21 protein-coding genes are annotated in these 18,645 nt (G+C 55.3%); 20 read left to right on the plus strand and 1 reads right to left on the minus strand.

Annotated features, from left to right (window positions below):
- Positions 1-6: 6 nt before the first annotated feature.
- The 14 genes from spoIIIAE (at position 7) to AAFN83_RS03030 (ending at position 11,062) form a co-directional block, all read left to right on the plus strand.
- The gene (gene spoIIIAE, locus AAFN83_RS02965; protein ID WP_347767368.1) at positions 7-1,167 is read left to right on the plus strand and encodes a stage III sporulation protein AE; all 1,161 of its coding nucleotides are present in this window, start codon (positions 7-9) and stop codon (positions 1,165-1,167) included.
- A 14-nt stretch (positions 1,168-1,181) separates the two neighbouring features.
- Complete coding sequence (spoIIIAF, locus tag AAFN83_RS02970; protein ID WP_347766926.1) at positions 1,182-1,928, plus strand: stage III sporulation protein AF; 747 nt, start codon at positions 1,182-1,184, stop codon at positions 1,926-1,928.
- Positions 1,929-1,937: 9 nt separating this feature from the next.
- Positions 1,938-2,576 carry a stage III sporulation protein AG gene (gene spoIIIAG / locus AAFN83_RS02975; RefSeq protein WP_347766927.1) on the plus strand — a complete coding sequence of 213 codons (639 nt, stop codon included), beginning with the start codon at positions 1,938-1,940 and terminating at the stop codon, positions 2,574-2,576.
- A 25-nt stretch (positions 2,577-2,601) separates the two neighbouring features.
- On the plus strand, positions 2,602-3,366 hold the full coding sequence (locus AAFN83_RS02980) for a SpoIIIAH-like family protein (protein WP_347766929.1): 765 nt from the start codon (positions 2,602-2,604) through the stop codon (positions 3,364-3,366).
- Positions 3,367-3,605: 239 nt separating this feature from the next.
- On the plus strand, positions 3,606-4,106 hold the full coding sequence (gene accB / locus AAFN83_RS02985; protein WP_347766931.1) for an acetyl-CoA carboxylase biotin carboxyl carrier protein: 501 nt from the start codon (positions 3,606-3,608) through the stop codon (positions 4,104-4,106).
- A gap of 16 nt (positions 4,107-4,122) precedes the next feature.
- Positions 4,123-5,481, plus strand: a complete 1,359-nt coding sequence (gene accC, locus AAFN83_RS02990; RefSeq protein ID WP_347766933.1) for an acetyl-CoA carboxylase biotin carboxylase subunit — start codon at positions 4,123-4,125, stop codon at positions 5,479-5,481.
- Between the two features lie 169 nt (positions 5,482-5,650).
- Positions 5,651-6,061, plus strand: a complete 411-nt coding sequence (locus AAFN83_RS02995; protein WP_347766935.1) for an Asp23/Gls24 family envelope stress response protein — start codon at positions 5,651-5,653, stop codon at positions 6,059-6,061.
- 106 nt (positions 6,062-6,167) lie between these two features.
- Entirely contained in the window at positions 6,168-6,728 is a 561-nt protein-coding gene (amaP, locus tag AAFN83_RS03000; RefSeq protein ID WP_347766937.1) for an alkaline shock response membrane anchor protein AmaP, read from the plus strand.
- 15 nt (positions 6,729-6,743) lie between these two features.
- Complete coding sequence (locus AAFN83_RS03005; RefSeq protein ID WP_347766939.1) at positions 6,744-6,971, plus strand: DUF2273 domain-containing protein; 228 nt, start codon at positions 6,744-6,746, stop codon at positions 6,969-6,971.
- 53 nt (positions 6,972-7,024) lie between these two features.
- Positions 7,025-7,492: a transcription antitermination factor NusB gene (gene nusB / locus AAFN83_RS03010; protein ID WP_347766941.1), complete on the plus strand. Its 468-nt coding sequence runs from the start codon at positions 7,025-7,027 to the stop codon at positions 7,490-7,492.
- 47 nt (positions 7,493-7,539) lie between these two features.
- Complete coding sequence (gene folD, locus AAFN83_RS03015) at positions 7,540-8,406, plus strand: bifunctional methylenetetrahydrofolate dehydrogenase/methenyltetrahydrofolate cyclohydrolase FolD (protein ID WP_347766943.1); 867 nt, start codon at positions 7,540-7,542, stop codon at positions 8,404-8,406.
- On the plus strand, positions 8,390-9,808 hold the full coding sequence (gene xseA, locus AAFN83_RS03020) for an exodeoxyribonuclease VII large subunit (RefSeq protein WP_347766944.1): 1,419 nt from the start codon (positions 8,390-8,392) through the stop codon (positions 9,806-9,808). Before folD ends, xseA begins: the two co-directional genes overlap by 17 nt.
- Entirely contained in the window at positions 9,805-10,071 is a 267-nt protein-coding gene (xseB, locus tag AAFN83_RS03025; protein ID WP_347766946.1) for an exodeoxyribonuclease VII small subunit, read from the plus strand. Before xseA ends, xseB begins: the two co-directional genes overlap by 4 nt.
- Positions 10,072-10,153: 82 nt before the next feature.
- A complete protein-coding gene (locus tag AAFN83_RS03030; protein ID WP_347766947.1) occupies positions 10,154-11,062 on the plus strand; it encodes a polyprenyl synthetase family protein in 909 nt (302 codons plus the stop codon).
- A gap of 148 nt (positions 11,063-11,210) precedes the next feature.
- Here the strand turns inward: AAFN83_RS03030 and AAFN83_RS03035 are convergent, their stop codons facing one another.
- Positions 11,211-12,254: a tyrosine-type recombinase/integrase gene (locus AAFN83_RS03035; RefSeq protein ID WP_347766948.1), complete on the minus strand. Its 1,044-nt coding sequence runs from the start codon at positions 12,252-12,254 to the stop codon at positions 11,211-11,213.
- An 85-nt stretch (positions 12,255-12,339) separates the two neighbouring features.
- Here AAFN83_RS03035 and AAFN83_RS03040 point away from each other — a divergent pair, with 85 nt between their 5' ends.
- From AAFN83_RS03040 to recN, 6 genes are all read left to right on the plus strand, one after another.
- Complete coding sequence (locus AAFN83_RS03040) at positions 12,340-12,906, plus strand: HD-GYP domain-containing protein (protein ID WP_347767370.1); 567 nt, start codon at positions 12,340-12,342, stop codon at positions 12,904-12,906.
- Positions 12,907-13,007: 101 nt separating this feature from the next.
- The gene (gene dxs, locus AAFN83_RS03045) at positions 13,008-14,891 is read left to right on the plus strand and encodes a 1-deoxy-D-xylulose-5-phosphate synthase (RefSeq protein ID WP_347766950.1); all 1,884 of its coding nucleotides are present in this window, start codon (positions 13,008-13,010) and stop codon (positions 14,889-14,891) included.
- Positions 14,836-15,759, plus strand: coding sequence for a TlyA family RNA methyltransferase (locus tag AAFN83_RS03050; RefSeq protein WP_481810464.1), 924 nt, complete (start codon positions 14,836-14,838; stop codon positions 15,757-15,759). Before dxs ends, AAFN83_RS03050 begins: the two co-directional genes overlap by 56 nt.
- Before the next feature lie 148 nt (positions 15,760-15,907).
- Positions 15,908-16,396, plus strand: a complete 489-nt coding sequence (locus AAFN83_RS03055) for a hypothetical protein (RefSeq protein WP_347766952.1) — start codon at positions 15,908-15,910, stop codon at positions 16,394-16,396.
- 5 nt (positions 16,397-16,401) lie between these two features.
- Positions 16,402-16,851, plus strand: a complete 450-nt coding sequence (gene ahrC / locus AAFN83_RS03060) for a transcriptional regulator AhrC/ArgR (protein ID WP_347766954.1) — start codon at positions 16,402-16,404, stop codon at positions 16,849-16,851.
- A 6-nt stretch (positions 16,852-16,857) separates the two neighbouring features.
- Positions 16,858-18,582 (plus strand): DNA repair protein RecN, encoded by a 1,725-nt coding sequence (gene recN, locus AAFN83_RS03065; protein WP_347766956.1) that lies wholly within the window; start codon positions 16,858-16,860, stop codon positions 18,580-18,582.
- The last annotated feature ends 63 nt before the right edge of the window (positions 18,583-18,645 follow it).

Raw genomic sequence — 18,645 nt, forward strand, 5'->3', positions numbered from 1 at the left:
CGCTCAATGAAATCGATCCTGCTCATTCTCGTTCTCTATCTACTCGTCGCATGCGGCCAAGCGTTCGCCGCCGAACCGGAGCCGACCGCTCCCGCCCCTTCAGGAGCGCAAGGCGTGAAGACGGACGGCGTGGAAACCTTCTGGAACCAACTCATGCACGATTACGGCGGATACCTTCCAGGGAGTCAAGTTCCTTCGTTCAAAGAGGTACTCGCCGGACACGGACCGGGAATGAAGTCCATGCTAAGCGGTCTTCTGAACTATCTGTTTCATGAGATTGTTGTCGGAGGCCGCCTGCTTGCAACCCTTGTTGCCCTTACCGTGTTCAGTATGATTCTGGAGACGCTCCAGACGGCTTTCGAAAAACAAGCCGTAAGCAAGGTGGCGTACTCCATCTGTTACCTCGTGCTGATGATCCTCGCGGTGAACAGCTTCAACCTGGGCATCAGCTACGCCAAAACCGCGATTACCAGTATGGTGAACGTCATGATGGCGCTTGTTCCACTGCTGCTCTCCCTCACAGGGTCGATGGGCAATGTGACATCGGTGACGGTGCTTCATCCGTTTATCATCTTCATGATCCACACGGTCAGCACGCTCGTGCACTTCGTCATCTTTCCGCTCCTGTTCTTCTCGACGCTGCTCAGCATCGTCAGCTCGATCAGCGACCGCTACAAGGTCACCCAGCTCGCGAAGCTGTTGCGCAATGTAGGAATCGGCGCGCTTGGCCTCGCCGTAACGGTCTTCCTCGGGGTGCTTTCGGTTCAGGGGGCGACAAGCGCGGTAACCGACGGGGTCACGCTGCGAGCGGCCAAATACGTGGCGGGCAACTTCATTCCGGTCGTCGGCCGAATGTTCACGGACGCGTCGGATACCGTCATCGGAGCTTCGCTGTTGGTGAAAAACTCGATCGGCCTCGCCGGCGTGTTCATCCTCATTCTGATCTGCGCGTTTCCGGCACTCAAGATCATGGCCCTCGCCTTCATCTATCAGCTTTCGGCCGCGGTCATCCAGCCTCTTGGCGACAGTCCAATCATTGGCTGCCTGCAAACCATCGGCAAGAACATGATGTACGTCTTTGCCGCGCTAGCCGCGGTTGGCCTCATGTTCTTCCTCGCCCTTACCATCCTGATCACGGCGGGGAACGTCTCGCTCATGATGCGGTAAAGGAGGGGTAGCGATTGGCCTGGCTTAGCTCATGGATCAAGGAGATCATCGTCGTGGTCCTGCTTGCGACCTTCGCGGATATGCTGCTGCCGAACAAATCCATGCAGCGGTACGTGAAGACCGTCATCGGTTTATTCCTGCTCATGATCCTGCTCACGCCCGTCCTCCATCTGTTCCGGATGAATTGGGACACGGACCGGCTGCTTCAATCCATTCGGGAGCAGTCCGGGAGCGCCTTGGTCATCCCAACGAACGGGCAGGCGGCAAGCACGTCACTGGGAGCCATTCAACAGGAAGCCGAAAGACTCAAGGCCATGGACGGGGCGGCAGCCAAGCAGATCGTAGAGGACAAAGCGAAGGCAGCCATCAAGGAGGAAGTGGAGAGCCGGTTTGGAATGACGGCGAGAGAGGTGGCCGTGACCACAGAGGTGGACTCGGCGGGAACCCTTCTACTCACTTCCGTTCACATCACGCTGGAGGAGGAGAACAGCCAACTGTCAGTTCGGGCAGAGGAGAAGGCTGGGTTTCGCCCCATTGCTCCGATAGCGGTTATGGCTCCGATCGCTCCCTTCGACCAGTCTGCAGGAGAGGGAGAGGAAGCGCAAGAAGCATTGGCCCCGAGCAGGAATGAACTAGAAGAGCGAACGCTCTCTCGGAGGGCGGACCCGATCGTGGACTATATCGCTTCGACTTGGCAAGTGGAACCCGAGCGCATTGCCGTTGTCCGGGAACGGACGGAAGAAGGAACGAGCAGGAGGTGAGGAGTCGAGATGGCCGATTGGAAAAAGAAGCTGGACGACTGGCTCGGAGGAGGAGAAAAGGGAGAGAAGCGCCCGAAGCTGATGCGCTTTCTCATCCTGCTCGGACTGGTTGGGGCCCTGCTGATGGTACTGAGTCAGATGCGCGTGAAGCAGGTAGATCCCGGCGCTACCGGACGGGCATCGCCGCCGGGAGCGACGGAATCGGTCCAGCCTGCTTGGGGAGCCGAAAGCAAGAGTCAAACCCCTTTTCATGATTACGAGCAGGCTTATGAATCCGAGTTGAAAGAAATCATGGAAAAGATTGTCGGTGTCGGTCAGGTAGAGGTGCTCGTCACCATCGATTCTACAGAGGAATCGATTGTCGAGAAGTCGGTCAAGCAAACCCAGCAGACGACGAATGAGAAGGATCAGGCGGGAGCAACCCGCCACGTCACGGATGTTTCGAACAGCGGAGAAGTGGTGCTCTATCAGGTGTCCGGCAACCAGGCTCCCTTGATTGTCAAAACCATAAAACCGAAGATTCGCGGGGTTGTGGTCGTTGCGGAAGGGGCGGAGAACCTGACGGTCAAAAAGCTGCTCTTGGAAGCGGTCGAACGGGGGCTTGACGTTCCGGTAAACCGAATCTCGGTCATACCCCGAAAGCAATAATTCATTCTCAAGGAGGAATTGCACAATGAATACGAAAAGACAAACAATTTGGCTCGTCTCCATGCTCAGCTTGATGGTCGTCCTGTCCGCCTACTACCTGTTCACCGAGGATGTGGACAAATTGAAAGGAACGGCTGCCGACCCGGCCGCTTCTGAACAAGTGAATCTCACCCACCAGGATGCCACCGACGCCGCAGCGAAGAACACCGCCAAGGACTCCGACAGCAAAGGAACGGCCCTCGACAGCCTGACCGACCCGACAGCAGCAGACCCCGCCGCTGTTTCGACCACAGGATCGGAGAAAAATGCAGAGAAGACCGCCGATAAAGCCGGAGAGCCGGCAGATGTTCCCGCCACTGCGCAGGAGCATACCGACGCTGACGCCAATAAGCTGACCGATGAGCAGATCTTGGATAAGGTGGCGAACCAAGCCAACTCAGAGCAGGATTTCTTCACCTACACCCAGATCCAACAAAACGATCAATTGGCGAAACAGCTGGATTCTCTTCAAACCGTCATGACGGATTCGACCCAAAGCTTCGAAGCGCAAGCCAAGGCCAATGAAGACTACGACATGCTGGAGAAGCAGCAAGCCAAAAAGACGAGCATCGAGGAGCAGCTCCTCAAGGACGGATATGCGAACGCGCTCGTGCAGCAGGAGAGCGGCAAATGGAAGATCATCGTCCAGTCCGGTAAGCTGGAAAAGAGCCAGGCCGTCAGCATCATCGACCTCGCCTCCCAGGTGCTGAACGTTTCCCCGGATAAAGTCGTCATCCAGTACCACAAGTAGAAGCATCGACCCGATTCGAACGGGTGCATGAAGTCTGCCGGGTGAGCTTCTCCGGCAGGCTTTCTCTTCTTTTTGGCCTGCTCTTAATAGCAACTCATAATTAGCGTTAAATTCGGATAGGATATATGATATAATACGAGCGTTGCAAGATGGGTCGATGGATGTCCCGCCTGGTGCGGGCCTCCGTTAGTAAGGGAAGCATTCGCCGACAGGCAGCATTATCAAAGGAGTGAAAGCCCTTGTTCAAGCTGAATGAAATCAAAGAATTGATCAAAGTGGTCGATCAATCGTCCTTGCAAGAATTGGAGATCCAAAACGAGGGCTTCAAGCTCTTTTTGCGTAAACCCGGCAAGACCGAATCCGTTCTTGTTTCGTCTACCCCGCTCGTATCGGGATACAGCGCTCCCCAAGCCATTCCTGCGCAAGCGGCTCCCAAAGCCGAGGCTACCACGGCTTCCACTTCCGCACAGGAGGCAGCACCGGTTCCGGCAGCGGCCGATCTCCATACCATTGTCTCTCCCATGGTAGGAACCTTCTACAGCTCGCCGTCCCCCGATTCTCCTGTATTCGTGAACCCGGGAAGCAAAGTAACCGAGAAGACGGTCGTTTGCATCATCGAGGCGATGAAGCTGATGAACGAGATCGAAGCGGAAGCGAAAGGGGAAATCGTCGAGGTGCTCGTGGACAACGGACAGCTCGTCGAATATGGACAACCCCTCTTCCTGCTGAAGAAGCAGTAAATCGGGAGGACAATTCATGAAATTTCATAAGATTCTGATCGCCAATCGGGGCGAAATCGCGGTTCGGATTATCCGAGCCTGCCGGGAAATGGGCATTTACACCGTAGCCGTATACTCCGAGGCGGATCGCGATTCGCTGCATGTAAAATTGGCTGATGAAGCCTACTGTATCGGTCCGGTTCTGTCCAAGGACAGCTACTTGAACCTGACGAATATCATGACCGTTGCTACCTTGACGGAAACGGATGCCATCCACCCCGGCTACGGCTTCCTCGCGGAAAACGCCGACTTTGCGGAGATCTGCGCACGCTGCGGGATCGTCTTCATCGGTCCGTCTCCCGATGCCATCAACCGCATGGGAGACAAGGCGGTAGCCAAGCAGACGATGAAGGAAGCCCAAGTGCCGGTCATCCCCGGTTCGGACGGCCTCATAGTGGACGTGGAGGAAGCGGTGCTCATCGCCCGTGAAATCGGCTATCCCGTTATCATCAAGGCAACGGCCGGCGGCGGCGGCAAGGGGATTCGGATTGCTGAGGACGAGGACACCCTCGTTCAACAGATCACCATAGCACAGCAGGAAGCTCAAAAGAACTTCGGCAACGCAGGGGTCTATCTGGAGAAGTTCTTAACGGGCATGAAGCATGTCGAAATTCAAATCATCGCGGACAGCCACGGAAATGTCGTCCATTTGGGCGAACGAGACTGCTCCGTTCAGCGGCGGCGGCAAAAGCTGGTCGAGGAAGCACCTTGCTCAACCCTGACTCCCGAGCTGAGAAGTGCGATGGGGCAGGCCGCGGTACGTGCTGCAAAAGCCGTGAATTATTCAGGTGCAGGAACACTCGAGTTCCTCCTAGGGCCGGACGGCAACTATTACTTCATGGAGATGAACACCCGTATTCAGGTGGAGCACCCCGTTACGGAATACGTAACCGGTGTCGATCTGATCAAAGAAATGATTCGGGTTGCGGAAGGCGAGACGCTTTCTTTCCGCCAGGAGGACATCCGCTGGAACGGCTGGTCTATCGAATGCCGCATCAACGCCGAAGACCCGTCCCGCAATTTCATGCCATCACCCGGTCAGATTCGCTTCTATTTGCCGCCGGGCGGGCTCGGTGTGCGGGTTGACAGCGCAGCATACCAAGGATACTCCATTCCTCCGCACTACGATTCCATGATCGCAAAGCTGATCGTATGGGGGCAGACACGGGAAGAAGCGATCGACCGGATGAAGAGGGCACTGAACGAATTTGCCATCGAAGGCGTCGCGACGACCATCCCGTTCCATCTCAAGTTGCTTGAGCATGAGGTCTTCCTAAAAGGGGACTTCGACATCAAGTTCCTTGAGGAGCATGATGTGAACGATCCGACTTCTTGACGCTTCGGAAGCGGCATTTTTCGGGAACGATCTCAAGTTTGTCATAATTCCCTCGAAATGCTATAGTAATGAAGTAAGACAAACATTGCCTGCAATCCCTATCGGATGGTTATGGACCCATGGTTCGGCAGGCGGTTTGCATCGCTTCACGTGGAGGTTAGAAGAAGATATGAGCACAATTATCCCGGATTACGAGAAGACGGATATGGGCAATATCCAAATTGCACCTGAAGTCATTGAAGTCATTGCCGGTCTGGCTGCTGTGGAAGTAGAAGGCGTTGCCGGCATGAGCGGAGGTTTCGCGAGCGGAGTTGCTGAGCTCCTCGGCCGCAAAAACCTGGCCAAAGGCGTGAAAGTAGAAGTCGGCCAACGCGAAGCGGCCGTCGATGTGTCCATCGTGATCGAATATGGCTTCAAGATTCCGGAAGTAGCCGGCAAGATTCAAGACAATGTCAAGAAGGCGATCGAATCGATGACCGGTCTCGATGTGGTGGAAGTGAACGTACAGATCCATGACGTACAGTTCAAGAACCAAGAGAAGGTTGTTGAAGAGGATACGCCAGTCAACCGCGTCAAGTAAGCAAGGTAACGCTGTTGCCTCACACCAATTGATCGGAATGAACCCCCTTAGCTTCCGCATGCCCGGATAGCGGGGGGGTCCTTTAGTTCAGGAGGGACATACCACCGTGGCCAAAATCATTGACCGCTTTTTGCTCTTTATCTTCAGCCTGGTCGCCATCTTTGCTATGGTCGTTCTGCTTCTCTGCTCCTTCGGGGTCATCGCGTTTGAAGACTCCCGTACGTTCCTGAGGGATGTCTACTTCGACCGTCAGACGTCTGCCATCGTGATCGCGGGAAGCTGCCTGATGCTCATCGTAGCGGTGCGGCTGTTCTACCTGTCGATTCGCACCTCTTCTCCGGCGATCCCTTCGATCGATCAGCGAACCGAGCTTGGTGATGTTCGCATCTCAATCGATACGGTCGAGAATTTGGCGCTCAAGGCAGCTGGACGTACACGCGGGCTGAAAGATTTGAAAGCCCGGGTGAAGGTGGATCAGGCGGGGCTCGAAATCGAGATCCGTACCGTAGTGGATGGAGAGACTTCGATTCCGGCGATTACGGAAGAAGTTCAGAGCTCCATCAAATCTTATATTGAAGAGATCACCGGTATTCCGGTAGCCCGTGTATCCGTGTATGTGGCGAACGTCGTTCAGAGTGCGCCTGCCTTCAAGAGCCGGGTGGAATAGGAGGGATCGGGCTTCATGTGGCGTGAACTATGGGAGCGGCACAGCGGTAAGCTGATCGGCTCCGCATGCGGCCTGGTGCTGGGAATCGTCTATCTCATCGCTGGGTTTTGGGACATGCTGATCTTTGCTTTCCTGGTCTATATCGGTTATTATGTGGGAAGAAAGCTTGACCGGCGGGAGCCGCTGTTTGAACGTGAGGAGCTTCTTCAGTGGCTGACGGAGAGATGGCGAATGTTCAGATGAATCACAGAGGGACGGCCTTTTTGGGCTGTTCTTTTTTTGGAGGGTAAATGTAGATGAAACGAAGAGTAGCACGAGAGATCGCAATCCAAAGCTTGTACCAGATGCAGATGAACGAGGTCAGCTCGCACGATGCCATCGTTGCGGCGGTAACCGAGGCAGAGCATGACAATGAAGCGGAGCTCAAGGTCGAAGGGGAAGCCATCGCCATTGAGTTTATTCAAGAGCTGGTGGAAGGAACCACGGCAAGGCTGAGCATTCTAGATGAGATGCTGGGCGACTATTTGAAGGGCTGGAAGATCGACCGCTTGTCGAAGATCGACCGCGAGGTCCTTCGCCTTGCTGCCTACGAGATGGTGTTCCGCGAGGATGCGCCCCCTAAGGTCGTCGTAAACGAGGCCATTGAGCTCGCCAAGCATTTTGGCACCGAGGAATCCGGTAAGTTCGTTAACGGGGTCTTGGGGAAAATGATTTTGGAGCTGGACGCGCTGAAAGCCAAGTATTCCGGAACGACCGCCTCTTAAACGCATCCAATTTGGATCATACCGACGAAGGGAAGGGGAGAGTTCGCATGACCGCACAGATCATCAATGGAAAAGAACTGGTGCAATCCATTCGCGAGGAGATCAAGCAGGACGTGCAAAGCATGGCCAACCAAGGCAAACAGCCCGGGCTGGCTGTTGTGCTTGTGGGAGACGATCCCGCATCCGCCGTCTACGTTCGCAACAAAGCGAAAGCTTGCGAGGAGGTAGGCATCTACTCGGAGGTTCACAAGCTGCCCGCCGAGACGTCAGAGTCCGAGTTGTTGACCATGATCGGACAATTGAACAAGGATGACCGCATCCACGGCATTCTGGTTCAGCTTCCCTTGCCCAAACACATTCATGAGGAAACGGTCATCGACAGCATCTCGGTTCACAAGGATGTAGACTGCTTCCATCCGGTGAATGTCGGCAACCTGATGGTTGGAAAAGACGGCTTGCTTCCCTGTACGCCTTCTGGAGTCATTCAAATTCTCAAGCGCTTGGAGATTCCAGTTGCAGGCAAGCATGCAGTTGTCATTGGACGCAGCAATATCGTCGGCAAGCCGATGGCGATGCTGCTTCTTCGCGAGAATGCGACGGTAACCGTCTGCCACTCCCGCACGAAGGACTTGACCGAGATCACCAAGCAGGCGGACATTCTCGTGGCTGCCATCGGCCGCGCCAAGATGATCAAGAAAGAGCATGTGAAGGACGGAGCCGTCGTCATTGACGTCGGGATGAATCGCGACGAAGCCGGCAAGTTGTGCGGAGACGTAGACCTGGAAGATGTCCGGGATACCGCCAGCTACGTTACGCCCGTACCCGGCTGTGTCGGACCGATGACCATCACCATGCTTTTGCAAAATACCCTTCAAGCGGCTCGGCAGACGGGATCTTATGTTTCCGCCGAATGAGGCGAAGCCGGACGGTCAGGGACAAGCCGTCCTGTCCATTCGTGACCTGAACCGGCTCATCAAAAGGAAGCTGGAGGGAGAGCCGCTCCTTCAAGACATTTGGATTCGAGGAGAAATCTCGAATTTCACCCATCACTCCAGCGGCCATATGTATTTCACGCTGAAGGATGCGGACAGTCGTCTGAAGAGCATCATGTTTTCCTCTTATAATGCGAGACTGCCGTTTCTTCCTCGCGAGGGGACGCGGGTTCTCGCCAGAGGCAGCGTCTCGGTCTATGAGCGGGACGGGCAATATCAGTTCTATGTGACCCAGATGCAGCCCGACGGAGTCGGCAGCCTGTATCTGGCCTATGAGCAATTAAAGAAGAAGCTGGAGCAAGAGGGGCTGTTTGCCGCGGAGCGCAAGCAGCCGCTTCCTCGCTACCCGCATACCATCGGCGTCATCACATCGCCGACCGGAGCAGCGGTTCGGGACATTCTGATCACGCTGAAGCGACGCAGTCCATCCGTTAACATCCTGCTGTACCCGGTGCTCGTGCAGGGTAAGGGGGCCGCTCCATCCATCGCCGCTGCCATTGACGAGATGAATCGGATGGGCGAAGCCGATGTGCTGATCGTCGGGCGCGGCGGCGGCTCGCTGGAAGAGCTGTGGGCCTTCAACGAGGAGATCGTCGCCCGCAGCGTCTATGCGTCGCGCATCCCGGTCGTCTCAGCCGTAGGGCACGAGACCGACTTTACCATCTGCGACTTCGTAGCAGATCTTCGCGCGGCGACACCGACAGCCGCAGCCGAGCTGACCGTTCCGCATCACCTGGAGCTGAAACAGCAGGTGGCGATGCGGACAGCCCACATGCAGCGCGCGCTCGTTCATCAGCTGGAGCGGCAGCAGGAGCGTCTTGCGAAGCTGCGCCGCTCTCAGGTGCTGAGCCAGCCGGAGCGTATGCTCCAGCAGCCTTCCCAGCGACGAGACCGCTTGCAGGAGCAGCTGGTCTTCCGCATGAAGGGGCTTGTCGCTTCGCAGCATCAGCGCCAGCTGCGCATGGAGCGGAGGCTCGAATCGCGCAGCCCGAAGGAGCAGGCGAGCCTTGCTCGCACGCGCACGAATGTAGCGGCCAAGCAGCTTCAGCAAGCGATGGCTTCCATTCATCGCGCCAAAGCGAGGGAATGGGAGGCAACGCTGCGCCAACTGGATGCCCTCAGCCCGCTGAAGGTGATGAGCCGCGGCTACAGCCTGGTCTACGAGGAGGACGAGAAGAAGCTCGTTCGCTCCGTCCATCAGGTTCAGCCCGGCGATCTTCTGCGTGTGCGGCTGGGAGACGGCAAGCTGACTGCTTCGGTCTGGGGGATTGATTCGACCGAGAGCGGCTCAGACGGAGAGACAAGGGAGGAGAAGCAGGGATGAACGCACAACCTCAAGGGGAGAACGAGGCGGCTGCGCTTTCGTTCGAGGAGGCCATGCAGCGGCTGGAGGAAATCGTCAGCAGGCTGGAATCGGGAGACGTTCCGCTGGAGCAAGCCATCGAGTGGTTTCAAGAGGGAATGAAGCTGTCTCATCTGTGCGGCCAGAAGCTTGAGCAAGTGGAGCGCAAGATCGAAATGCTGGTCTCGGAAAATGGCTCCCTGGTGAAGAAGCCCTTCGCTGTCGAAGGAGACGATCGGCCGTAAGCAACCAAGTGAAGCCTTCCGGGAAATACGGAAGGCTTTTTGCTCGGATATACCAGATTTCGCGATGGGGGAGTCAAGAACGATGACCGAGAAAGCAAAGAGCTTTACGCAGTACTTGGCGGAACAAACGAGCCGCGTCGAAACTCATCTGGCGGCATCGGTCTGGCCAAAGGGATGGGACCTGCATCCGAAGCTCAAGGATGCGATGACCTATTCTCTATTGGCCGGGGGCAAGCGGATGCGGCCTGTCCTGACACTGGCTGCGGCAGAAGCGCTCGGCGGGAACGTGGAAGCCGCCATGCCGGTTGCTTGTGCAGTCGAGCTTGTCCATACTTACTCGCTCGTTCATGACGATCTTCCCGCCATGGACAATGACGATTACCGGCGAGGGCGCCTCACCAACCACAAGGTGTTTGGCGAAGCGATGGCGATTCTGGCAGGGGACGGGTTGTTGACGCATGCATTCCATCTGATAACGGAGGCAGGCAAGCTTGGAGCTCCTGCAGATGTGTGCCTGAGCATCGTGGAAGACCTTTCTCGTCTGGCAGGCCCTCTGGGCATGGTCGGTGGGCAGGCGGCCGATATGGAAGGGGAGCAAGGCGTTACCGACGTGGAAGGCCTGCAAGCCATTCATACGCACAAAACCGGGGATCTCATCGTCTTCTCCCTTCTTGCAGGAGGACGCATCGCAGGAGCCACGGAACGGCAGCTAGAAGCCTTAAAGACCTTCGGGTACTCCATCGGGCTTGCCTTTCAGATCCAAGATGACATTCTTGACTTGACCGGCGATGAAGGGAAGCTGGGAAAGCCCGTGAAGAGCGATGAGCGGCAGCATAAAGTGACCTATCCCTATTTATTGGGGTTGGAAGCCTCTCGCGAGCGCGTAACCGAGCTTACCGAAAGAGCGATTCGAGCGGTGAGTGAAGCAGGTTTTTCCCAGCCGGATCGGTTGATCGAGCTAGCCCAATACTTAATGAATCGCGACCATTAACAGACGCCTTATAGACCGTCAGGGAAATAATCCTAACGGTCTATTTTTTATGTATGACCCTCTCGGAACCTTCGTGTCGTACAATATCACTTATCCGACTTTTCTCCCCATTTTTTTCATATGTCTTTACTCAAATAATTTTCCATTTTTACATTATATACTCTTGTAAGCTGTCGTGCACGAAATCAGGTGCACCCTTTTTTAGTTGTTCGACTGTATGCAGGTACCGCTGGGTTGTATTGATGTGAGAATGCCCCAACGATTCTTGAACTTGCTGGAGCGAAGCTCCTTGGAGCAAGGCAAGTGTCGCATTCGTATGCCTTAGCCAGTGAGGAGTAACCGGTTTCTCGATGGAACTCGCACGAGCCGCGTTCTTAATGATGCGTTCGACCTGGCGGACCGTTATCGGGAATAGGGGGAAGTCGTCATGGAGGCTTTCCATCCTTTCTGCAGCGCATGACTTCGCGTAATTACGGAAAAGATCCCATAAGAACGCGGGAATCTTCACGTCTCTCGTCTTACCGCCCTTCGCCTTTTTTATGCTCAGGTAGACGGAGGATTCAAGCAAATCGGCTTGAAAATCACCCCAACGAATGTTCACAAGCTCGGACACCCGGAGGCCCAAAAGCAAGAGAGAAAGCCCGATCAAGTAGTTGCGCATCCCGCCCCCCTTCAAGGAATGAAGCAGTTTTCCGACTTCTTTTTTCGTGAGGTAATGGTTCCGGCTCGTGACCGCGATGGTTGGAATCCGGACTGTTAAGGTAGGATTGGACGAAAAAAGGGCTATGCTCGGATCGCTTCCCCATCGATAAAAGGACTTCAGGGGAGCCAAAAAAGCAGCAATGCTGGCAGGAGCAAAGGCTCGATCAGGAGCAATTCCATGTTGAAGAGAAAGCTTGAACGCTTCGATTTCGCGCCATGAGACCTGCTTTAGGGGCAAATGGGGGATGAAGTCGCGAAATCGTTGGATGGCTCGGCTGTAATTTCGTTTTGTATTTGGCGAAGTGCAGCAAACAGTCAGGAACATTTGAACAATTTGATCATCAGAATATGACTTCCCTTTTCTGGATGTGTCGGACAGCCACTGATTCGTATTCATGTTGTTCATGGTTGAAAATCTCACCCTCTGGTTGTGATGTGTCGGATAAGTGATATTGTACGACATCCTGGAAATGGGCGGACAATAAGGCATTTAAAGGAGAAACAGAACCTTGGACGGAATGCATTCCTTCAACGATTTTTTTCGATTGGGCCCAAAACAAAATGCTATGGAATGGATGGAGTTTTTGTCAAGAAAGCATCCAGCTATGTATCGGCATTGCGTTAGGGTTGCCATCTTGGCGGACAAGCTGGCGGATGAACTGGCTTTGGATGATGCCTCCAAGAGGGCGCTCATCATCGGAAGCTTTTTGCATGATGTCGGAGTTGGCTTGTTCCCCTCCGAGCTGTGGATTCCTCAAGCGAAGCTGACGAGCGAGCAACTCAACATCCGCTTACTGCATGCTCAGGCTGGAGCGGATTTAATGCGCTCTCATTCGGAGCTGGGACCGGAGGTGCTGGAGATCATTCGGCATCACCATGAGCACTATGATGGGAGCGGGTACCCGGATGGCCTCGCAGGTGAAAAAATTCCCTATCTGGCCCGGGTGTGTGCTGTTTTGGATGATTTTGATCGATTGGTCAATGATTCCTTTGAATCGGGCGGACAGCCGTGTAGGGTCGCACAAGCGCGAGAGGGGATTCGGGAGGGGGCTGGAACCCGGTATGACGAAGCGATCGTCGAGGCGTTCATGGATATTCCGGTTTCGGTTTTACAGCTGTATGTTCTATCACCACCGGTGTAGCCGTCACCCCTTTGTCACAAAAATGCTCCTTCGTTGAGTGTGTTTCCCTTGTTGTGGTATAATGGACGTTGCGATTACAACGAGAAACGGGGGAACCTTACGTGCTCGAACGAATTCAGGAGCCCAAAGACCTGAAGGCTTTGTCGATCGAGGATATGGAGCCGCTCGCCGAAGAAATTCGACGGTTCTTGATCGAGAAGTTGTCGGTTACTGGCGGGCACTTGTCCTCCAACCTGGGGATCGTTGAACTGACCCTGGCGCTTCATTACTATTTTAACAGTCCTGATGATAAACTCATATTCGATGTAGGCCACCAATCGTACGTTCACAAAATCTTAACCGGACGTAAGGATCAATTTGACTCGCTGCGGAAGTATCACGGGATGTGCGGCTTCATCAAGCGCTCCGAGAGTGAGCATGATGTATGGGAAGCCGGACACAGCAGCACCTCCTTGTCTGCTGCGATGGGGATGGCCATGGCCCGCGACTTTCAGGGCCGAACCAATCAGGTTGTAGCCTTGATTGGGGACGGAGCTCTGACCGGTGGAATGGCTTTTGAGGCCTTGAACCATATCGGACATGAGCAGAAGAAGCTCATGGTGATCTTGAACGACAACGAGATGTCGATTGCGCCAAACGTCGGGGCCATGCACAACTACCTGATGAAGATCCGGGCGGGCCGCCATTATAAAAAGGCCAAGGAAGAGATTGAAGCTCTCTTGAAACGCATCCCCGCCGTCGGAGAAACGCTCGCCAAAACAGCAGAACGGTTCAAAGACGGCATGAAGTATTTTTTGATTCCGGGCGCTCTTTTCGAGGAGTTGGGCTTTACGTATTTCGGCCCTGTGGACGGGCACAACATTTCACAACTGCTCGATACCTTCCGCCAGGCGGACAAGGTGAACGGTCCGGTATTCATTCATGTTCTCACGCGCAAAGGAAAGGGCTACACGCACGCCGAAGCCGATTCCCACGCCTGGCATGGAGCGAGCGCCTACAAGATCGAGTCCGGCCAAATGATCAAAGCGGTCGGTGCGCCAATGTATACGGAAGTGTTCGGTAACATGTTGATCGAGCTTGCGGCTCATGACGAGCGGATCGTCGCCATCACCCCGGCTATGCCGGGCGGCTCCGGGCTTATGAAGTTTGCGGAGCGCTATCCGAAGCGGATGGTGGATGTCGGCATCGCCGAGCAGCATGCGGCAACGGTATGCGCTGCACTCGCTCAGGAGGGCATGAAGCCGGTCTTTGCCGTCTATTCGACCTTCCTGCAGCGGGCGTACGACCAGGTTGTGCATGACATTTGCCGACCGAAGCTGAATGTCACGTTCGCGATTGATCGGGCCGGGTTTGTCGGGCCGGACGGGGAGACGCATCAAGGGGTTTATGACATCGCCTTCCTGCGGAACCTCCCGAATATGGTCCTCATGATGCCCAAGGATGAGAACGAGCTTCGCCGCATGATGGTGACGGCTCAGCAATATGATGCAGGTCCCATCGCCTATCGCTATCCGCGAGTCAACGGTACCGGCGTAAAGCCGGAGGAGATCATTGAACCGATCCCGATTGGCACCTGGGAGACCGTTCGCGAAGGCGAACGGATCGCCGTGCTGGCTGTTGGCCCTATGGTGCAGCTGGCGGAGGAAGCAGCTGATTTGCTTCGTCCCCTTGGAATCTCGCTTCATATCGTCAATGCACGCTTTATCAAGCCGCTTGACGAAGAGATGCTATTGAGGCTGGCCAAGGGCCGGTACCAGATCCTCACGTTGGAGGAAGGCGCGCGGCTCGGAGGCTTTGGCAGTGCAGTGCAGGAATTCTATGCCGACCACGGCCTCACCCTTTCGATCAAATGCATGGGTGTGCCCGATTATTTCGTCGAGCATGGATCGATCAAGGAGCAGCGGCAGGAAGTGGGCCTCACCGCCGAGAATGTGGCGGCTCAGGTTCAGCAGATGCTTCCCCGGTCGAAACGGCAGAGAGCCTGAGCCACTTAGCTCAAGCTCCGTTATTGAAGAGAAGGAGACGAATCCCCTGAGCGACAAAGAACGAATCGACGTCCTGCTCGTGGAGCAGGGCTTCTACGAAAGCCGCGAGAAAGCAAAGGCCGCCCTCATGGCAGGCCTCGTCCTCGCGGATGAACAGCCGGTGGAGAAGGCGGGAACCAAGATCCCCCGAACCTCAGTCCTGAAGGTCAAAGGAGCGCTGCATCCCTATGTAAGCCGTGGCGGATTGAAGCTGGAGAAAGCGATCAAGCATTTCGGACTGGATGTGACGGGGGCGGTCATGCTGGACATCGGTGCCTCCACCGGGGGCTTCACCGATTGCGCTCTCCAAAACGGAGCCAAGCACGTCTACGCTGTAGACGTGGGGTACAACCAGTTGGACTGGTCGCTTCGCAACGACCCTCGTGTAACCGTCATGGAACGGACGAATTTCCGCTATCTGACGCGTGCTGACCTTCCGGAGGAAACGCCGGATTTTGCGACCATCGATGTTTCCTTTATCTCCTTGAAGCTCATCCTTCCGCCGTTAGCTGGCATTCTCGAGCCGAACGGGAAGGTGGCGGCCCTGATCAAGCCGCAATTTGAAGCAGGCCGGGAGAAGGTTGGCAAGTCCGGAGTCATTCGGGATCATGGGGTGCACCGGGAAGTACTCGAAACCGTGCTTCGGTTTGCCGCTGATACGGGCTATGGCCTAAACGGATTGACGTTCTCTCCCATCACCGGCGGCGAAGGGAACATTGAGTTTCTTGCTTTGTGGGAATGGATTGGGGAACCGCAGACTTTAACAGGAGATCTGGATCGCCTGATTGCCGATACGGTTGCCCAAGCAGCCGGAACCTTTGGCTCCTAACCCCTATAAGCTCAGGTTGATGAATTGCATATATTCCTCATGAACAGGCTCATCGAAACGCGATGAGTCTTTTTTTGAAAGATCGAAAGCTTTTTTCCTGGAGAAGGATTTCGACGAAAAAAGGCGAATATATATTCGGGTGATGGGAATGAAAAATGGAGATGGCTACATTGTCATCCTCTTACTGGTGCTTTTTGTGATCTGGGGGTCTTTTCAAATCAGGCGCTGGTGGAATAGGCTGCCGGATCGACCCCTGCATATAGAACCTGATGAGGAAATACCGGTAACCGACGCCGTTGCCTTGTTAGAGAATGCCGGCTACGAGGTGTTGACCGTCAAGCGGCGCATTCCGCTCTTCATTCAAGTGGATGGAGGCGCAGACGCCGGCGGTGCCGAATGGGAAAGCCGCCTCTATGTGGACCATTGGGCTCAAGTGGAGGAAGACCTGTACCTCGTCAAGGTGGAACGAGAACGCCAGCCTTACGAATGGACAGGCAGCAGCATTCGGGATCGATTGCTCCCCTACGCTTTGCTATATGAAGAAGCGGCTGGGATTCTTGTGGTAAGTCCCCATAACGGGAAAATTCGCAAAATTGAATTCGAAATTGATCGCCAAAGCTTGGAAAAGAGAGGATAACGGGTATGAAAGGAAAACGACATCTGAAGATCAAGGAAATTTTGACTTCCTTGGAGATTGAAACGCAGGAGGATCTCGTTGAATCTCTGAGGGAAGCTGGGTTTAACGTGACGCAGGCCACCGTCTCCCGAGACATCAAGGAAATGCACCTGATCAAGACGCCGACCGTCGACGGCCGCTATAAGTACGCGGTTCCGGCCGAGCAGCGGTTTAACCCGGAGCAAAGACTGAAGCGGGCCCTGATGGACCAATTCGTGAGCATCGACTTCACGGAAAACCTTGTCGTCATGAAGTGTACGCCCGGAACGGCGAATGCCCTCGGCGCCATCCTTGACGTCATGGATTGGGAAGGCATGATGGGCACGATCTGCGGAGACGATACGATCCTGGTCATCTGTCGAACCAAAGAACGCAGCGAGGAATTTGTAAACGAAATCATGAGTTTGCTGGGGTGATTCAACTTGCTGAGGGAATTGACAATCCGCAATTTGGCGGTTATTGAGTCGGTCCATCTGACGTTTGACCGAGGCTTTCAAGTTCTGACAGGGGAGACCGGCGCGGGGAAATCCATCATCATTGATGCGCTTGGCCTGATCGCGGGAGGACGTGCTTCCACGGACCTCGTCCGGTACGGTCATGAGAAGGCGGAGATGGAGGCCATGTTCGACCTGGACCCGGATCACCCTGCATGGCAAGCGCTTGAAGGGATCGGGCTTGGAGCGGACCGCACAGAGCCGCTCATGATCCGCCGTGAAGTGACGACGGCCGGCAAGAGCACCAGCCGCATCAACGGGCAACTCGTAAACCAGACGATGCTGCGTGAAATCGGGGAATGGCTGGTCAACATCCATGGCCAGCATGAGCATCAGTCGCTGATGCGCCCGGAAGGACATATCGGCTGGCTGGACCTTTTTGGCGGGGAAACGGTAGCACAAGCATCCGCCAGCTATCAAGCAACGTATGAGCGCTACACGACCATACACCGGCAATTGAGGGAACTGCAGGACAGCAGCAAGCAGGCTCTGCAGATGCAAGACCTGTATCGGTTCCAGGTGGAGGAGATTACCGGTGCCAAGCTGAAGCCGGGGGAAGAGGAAAAGTTGCTCGAGGAGAAGCGTAAGCTGGCAAACGCGGAGAAGCTGTTCTCGAGCGTTCACGACTCTTATGAAGTGCTAGCCACCGGCAAGGGACTTCAGGCACTAGGTAAGGCCATGCAGAAGCTTCAGGACATTGCTGCCCTGGATCCTGCGATCCTTCAACCGGTGCTGGAGCAGATCCAATCCGCGTATTACCAGGTCGAGGATGCTTCGTTCCAGCTTCGGGATTACCGCGATCAGATCGAATTCAATCCGGCGCGTATCGACCAGATTGAGCGCCGCCTGGACGAGCTGTCCACCCTGCGAAGAAAATACGGGGACAACGTCGAAGAAATCCTGGCTTATGTAGAGAAGATTCGGCACGAGCTGGAGCTCATCGACAACAAAGACGAGCATGTCGCCAAGCTGCAAGTCGAGCTGGAGCGTGAACGCAAGGTGCTGCTTGATTCCGCTGTTACGCTCTCCGCTCTTCGCAAGCAAGCGGCAAAGGAGCTAGCGGAGGCGATTGAACGCGAGCTGCAGGAGCTGCAGATGCAGCGCACTCGCTTCGCCGTTCGCATCGAACAGATGGACGACGCGGGCGGACCGGAGCTGGAGGGTCGTCACATCCGGTTAACCCCCACGGGGATCGACGACGTGGAGTTCCTCATTTCCGCGAACCCGGGAGAACCGCTCCGCAGCATCAGCCGAATCGCCTCTGGTGGTGAGCTGTCCCGGATTATGCTGGCGATGAAGACGATCTTCGCCAAGGTCGACCGCATTCCGGTCCTCGTCTTTGACGAAGTGGATACCGGGGTCAGCGGCCGAGCGGCTCAAGCCATTGCCGAGAAGCTGTCCCGACTGTCAGCCGATTGCCAGGTGTTCTCCATTACGCACTTGCCGCAAGTGGCCTGCATGGCGGATGAGCATTACCTCATTCAAAAGGGTGTTGAAGACGAACGCACCTATACGAGGGTGTATCGACTCGATCACGAAGGCCGGGTGCTGGAGCTTGCCCGGATGCTGGGCGGCGTCGAGGTAACGGAGACGACGAAACGCCATGCGGAGGAAATGATCTCCATGGCAGCCCGCCAGAAATCTCCTGCGTAAGTTGGGAAAACCCCAGGAATGACGCGGGTTTCCCGGTAACATTTTGATTCATAAAACCGAACA

It is taken from the genome of Gorillibacterium sp. CAU 1737, assembly GCF_039888655.1.
In the GTDB taxonomy this organism is placed as follows: Bacteria; Bacillota; Bacilli; order Paenibacillales; family NBRC-103111; genus Gorillibacterium.

Excerpts from the sequence above, each read along its gene's own strand:
- AAFN83_RS03030 (WP_347766947.1), top strand. The coding sequence starts at position 10,154 with ATGACCGAGAAAGCAAAGAGCTTTACGCAGTACTTGGCGGAACAAACG.
- AAFN83_RS03005 (WP_347766939.1), top strand. The coding sequence starts at position 6,744 with ATGTGGCGTGAACTATGGGAGCGGCACAGCGGTAAGCTGATCGGCTCC.
- AAFN83_RS03035 (WP_347766948.1), bottom strand. The coding sequence starts at position 12,254 with ATGCCTTATTGTCCGCCCATTTCCAGGATGTCGTACAATATCACTTAT.
- ahrC (WP_347766954.1), top strand. The coding sequence starts at position 16,402 with ATGAAAGGAAAACGACATCTGAAGATCAAGGAAATTTTGACTTCCTTG.
- spoIIIAG (WP_347766927.1), top strand. The coding sequence starts at position 1,938 with ATGGCCGATTGGAAAAAGAAGCTGGACGACTGGCTCGGAGGAGGAGAA.
- accC (WP_347766933.1), top strand. The coding sequence starts at position 4,123 with ATGAAATTTCATAAGATTCTGATCGCCAATCGGGGCGAAATCGCGGTT.
- AAFN83_RS02995 (WP_347766935.1), top strand. The coding sequence starts at position 5,651 with ATGAGCACAATTATCCCGGATTACGAGAAGACGGATATGGGCAATATC.
- nusB (WP_347766941.1), top strand. The coding sequence starts at position 7,025 with ATGAAACGAAGAGTAGCACGAGAGATCGCAATCCAAAGCTTGTACCAG.
- AAFN83_RS03055 (WP_347766952.1), top strand. The coding sequence starts at position 15,908 with ATGAAAAATGGAGATGGCTACATTGTCATCCTCTTACTGGTGCTTTTT.
- spoIIIAE (WP_347767368.1), top strand. The coding sequence starts at position 7 with ATGAAATCGATCCTGCTCATTCTCGTTCTCTATCTACTCGTCGCATGC.
- folD (WP_347766943.1), top strand. The coding sequence starts at position 7,540 with ATGACCGCACAGATCATCAATGGAAAAGAACTGGTGCAATCCATTCGC.
- xseB (WP_347766946.1), top strand. The coding sequence starts at position 9,805 with ATGAACGCACAACCTCAAGGGGAGAACGAGGCGGCTGCGCTTTCGTTC.
- xseA (WP_347766944.1), top strand. The coding sequence starts at position 8,390 with ATGTTTCCGCCGAATGAGGCGAAGCCGGACGGTCAGGGACAAGCCGTC.
- AAFN83_RS03050 (WP_481810464.1), top strand. The coding sequence starts at position 14,836 with ATGTGGCGGCTCAGGTTCAGCAGATGCTTCCCCGGTCGAAACGGCAGA.
- AAFN83_RS03040 (WP_347767370.1), top strand. The coding sequence starts at position 12,340 with ATGGAGTTTTTGTCAAGAAAGCATCCAGCTATGTATCGGCATTGCGTT.
- AAFN83_RS02980 (WP_347766929.1), top strand. The coding sequence starts at position 2,602 with ATGAATACGAAAAGACAAACAATTTGGCTCGTCTCCATGCTCAGCTTG.